The sequence below is a fragment of the uncultured Chryseobacterium sp. genome (assembly GCF_913776365.1).
Taxonomy (GTDB): Bacteria; Bacteroidota; Bacteroidia; order Flavobacteriales; family Weeksellaceae; genus Chryseobacterium.
Window position 1 is genome coordinate 1 of sequence record NZ_CAJYMO010000091.1, and the last position, 3,510, is coordinate 3,510.

Genomic DNA, 3,510 nt, shown 5'->3' on the forward strand with positions numbered 1-3,510 from the left:
CCCACTATCTGGGATGTCTGGGTATCGGCCCGGACGATGTTATTGAAGGATATACCGGATATATTCCGAACATGATCCAGCAAGCGCTGGAACTGAAAGATTTTTTTAAGAGGGTTGTAGACTGTAATACCTCCTACAGAGTGTTTATTGAATAGTATTTCCAGGTTACCTATCTCCGGTACGGAATTTTTAGTGCTTTGGACACTTATTTTATCTTTAAAAAATCAGGATCGTTTTTTAATACCCCGATCTATCCTGTTTTATATTCAAAACCAACCGATTATCATTATACCGCTGATGGTGCTGTATGTACATCATAGCCATTATGTAAGACTGTCATCTTTCCGCTTTATTGAAAACTGCAAAAAACCCGGAATCAATGAACCCGTCTTGCTGTCAATTGCTAAAAAAAACCGGCAAATTATATTGCCGGTCCGAAAAAAACAAAAATTGATATGGATATGATTGATATGTGTTTTTTTTCTGCTGTCTGATAATACAAATTTATTTATATTTATTCTAAATAAACATAAATAGCGCCTGATTTTTGTCATTTATCCGGGATATTTCTGTTCTGAGGAAATGTCAGATCATGCTGTTCATGACAGCCGGGGAATGATTCAGGTAAAACTCAAAGTAACCCATTTTTTTCATATTGGCAGTGAGTATCTTAAAGTGCGAAGGTTCAGCAACCTCAATTCCCACGATGGCAGAAGATTTTTCCCGCGAATTCTTTTTGGTATATTCGAAAAATGTAATATCATCCGTATCACCGAGCACATTCAGCACAAACTCTTTCAATGCGCCCGGCCGTTGCGGGAACCGGACGATGAAATAGTGCTTCAGCCCTTTGTACAGCAAGGCTCTCTCTTTAATCTCTTCCATTCTGGTGATGTCGTTGTTGCTTCCGCTGATGATGCAGACTGCATGCTTTCCCCTAAGGTCTTCATGGAAACTTTCCAGCCCGGCAACCGATAATGCCCCTGCAGGCTCCAGCACCATCGCTTCCCGGTTGTACATTTCGAGAAGGGTTTCACAGACTTTTCCTTCCTCCACCGCCATACAATGGGAGACGGCTTCCCTGCAGATATCAAAGGGCAGCTCTCCGACCCTCTGCACGGCAGCACCGTCTACAAAGGAATCAATCTCCTCAAGCTTTGTATTTTGTCCGGATGCCAAAGATTCTTTCATAGATGCTGCGCCTTTCGGCTCAACGGAGACAATCTTTGTTTCCGGAGACAATGCTGAAAACACGGTAACCATACCTGCCAGCAATCCGCCACCGCCTACCGGAACAAAGAGGTAATCAATTTTCCTGTCGGACTGGGATAGAATTTCCAAAGCCAGCGTAGCCTGCCCTTCAATAATCCGGGCGTCGTCAAAAGGATGAATGAACGCCGCGCTGTGGTTACCGGCAAACTCTGTTGCCGCAGCCTTTGCCGCATCGAAAGTATCACCGTGAAGCCGGATGTCGATATATTGTTCCCCGAACATGGCTACCTGCTCCAGCTTCTGTTTGGGTGTAGTAACCGGCATAAATACGGTTCCCCTGATTTTCAGCCTGCTGCAGGCAAAAGCAACGCCCTGCGCATGGTTTCCCGCACTGGCACAGACTACACCGTTGCGTATTTTCCCTTCCCGGTGGAGGCTGTGGATTTTATTGTAGGCCCCTCTTATCTTATAGGAACGTACAGGCTGGAGGTCTTCCCGTTTGAGAAAAACTTCAGCCCCGTATTTCCTGGACAACCTGAGATTCTGCTGCAGCGGTGTTTGTTCCGCGATTCCCCGCAGCGTATGCTGAGCTTCCCGTATCCGTTCCATGGACGGATATTGTTGTGTATCAGTTTTCATATTCATAAGTTCTGTCCGGACGGAGGGCCCTGACCGCTTTTCCGGCCTGCCACAGTTCACTGTTTCTTAATTCTTCCAGTTCTTCATTCAGTTTTTCACGGTAATCTTCCCGGCTGTTGCTCGAGATCGAATGCTGGGACTCGTGGCCTTGTTCCACACTTTCGTAGAGTTCCTCAAAGACCGGCTTCGTAGCCTGGTAGAATTTCTTCCACCAGTCCAGTGCCCCCCGCTGAGCAGTAGTGGAGCAGTTGGCATACATCCAGTCCATTCCGTTTTCCGCCACCAGCGGCATCAGCGACTGGGTAAGCTCCTCTACGGTTTCATTAAAAGCCTCCGACGGTGAGTGCCCTTTAGCGCGCAGCACTTCGAACTGGGCAGCAAAAAGTCCCTGGATCGCTCCCATCAGTGTACCTCTTTCCCCGGTCAGGTCACTGTAGACTTCTTTTTTAAAATCGGTTTCAAAAAGGTATCCGCTTCCCACAGCTATACCCAGGGCAACCACCTTATCCCTGGCAGTTCCCGTAGCATCCTGATGAACGGCGAAACTGCTGTTCAATCCTTTTCCTTCCACAAATAGCCTTCTCAGCGAAGTTCCGGAACCTTTCGGTGCCACAAGGACTACATCCACGTCCGATGGCGGCACAATCTGGGTCTGATGATTGTAAGTAACACCGAATCCGTGGGAAAAATACAGGACTTTTCCGGGGGTAAGGTGTCTGCGGACCATTGGCCAGCATTCGATCTGAGCCGCATCACTCAGCAGATAGCAGAGGATACTCCCTTTTTCAGCCGCTTCCTCCAGCTCAAATAAGGTTTCCCCGGGGACAAATCCGTCATTTACGGCCCGGTCCCAGCTTTTTGAGTTTTTCCGCTGTCCTACGATAACGCGGATTCCGTTGTCTCTCAGATTCAGAGCCTGTCCCGGTCCCTGGATTCCGTATCCGAGCACAGCCACCGTTTCAGTATTCAGCACTTCCCGGGCTTTTTCAACCGGAAATTCCTCTCTTGTCACTACCTGTTCTTCTACACCTGCAAATTGTATTAATGCCATAATTTCTATACTTTTTTATTGTTAAGTGAAGCCTTACGCTTCTTGGGTTTTATTGATTATCATTGAATGTACCTGATCAGCCGTACGCCTTTATCCAAAGCCGTAACGGAGCAGGATTCAGTACATATTGGCTTCAAATGAGCTGAGTTTCTGGTGAAAGCCGTAGTTTTCCTTGATCACAGCTACCCTTCCGCTTCTTATAAACTCATTAAGGCCATAAGGCTCGATCACTTTAAGGAAATTGTCGATCTCTTCGTAATGTCCTACAATATGGAAAACCGTATAATCTTTTCTTACGCAGACAATAGCTGCCCCATACTGGCGAAGGATCCTTTCCACCTGGAATTTCTCGGAAACGATATCGGTTTCGATCTTAAAAAGCGCCATTTCCTGCCATACGATTTCTTCATCCGTATTGTAATAGACTTTAATAACATCAATCATTTTCTGGATCTGCCTCGCTATCTTACGGACCATCTCAAAGCTTTCCCGGATCACAATAGTGAATCTGGAAATACGGTCTATTTCCGTAGGGGATACATTCAGGCTCTCGATGTTGATGCCGCGCCTGGAGAAAACAATGGCTATTCTGGTTAACAGCCCGACCT

At 46.6% G+C, this 3,510-nt stretch carries 3 protein-coding genes; all 3 read right to left on the reverse strand.

Annotated features, from left to right (window positions below; translation table 11 throughout):
* Positions 1–585: 585 nt before the first annotated feature.
* Positions 586–1,857 (reverse strand): threonine ammonia-lyase IlvA, encoded by a 1,272-nt coding sequence (ilvA, locus tag QZ735_RS04670; RefSeq protein WP_294244877.1) that lies wholly within the window; start codon positions 1,855–1,857, stop codon positions 586–588.
* On the reverse strand, positions 1,841–2,902 hold the full coding sequence (gene ilvC, locus QZ735_RS04675) for a ketol-acid reductoisomerase (protein ID WP_294244878.1): 1,062 nt from the start codon (positions 2,900–2,902) through the stop codon (positions 1,841–1,843). The genes ilvA and ilvC overlap by 17 nt, the downstream gene beginning before the upstream one ends.
* Before the next feature lie 117 nt (positions 2,903–3,019).
* The coding region (gene ilvN / locus QZ735_RS04680; RefSeq protein WP_294244880.1) for an acetolactate synthase small subunit at positions 3,020–3,510 on the reverse strand (491 nt) is incomplete at its 5' end.

Excerpts from the sequence above, each read along its gene's own strand:
- ilvC (WP_294244878.1), bottom strand. The coding sequence starts at position 2,902 with ATGGCATTAATACAATTTGCAGGTGTAGAAGAACAGGTAGTGACAAGA.
- ilvA (WP_294244877.1), bottom strand. The coding sequence starts at position 1,857 with ATGAATATGAAAACTGATACACAACAATATCCGTCCATGGAACGGATA.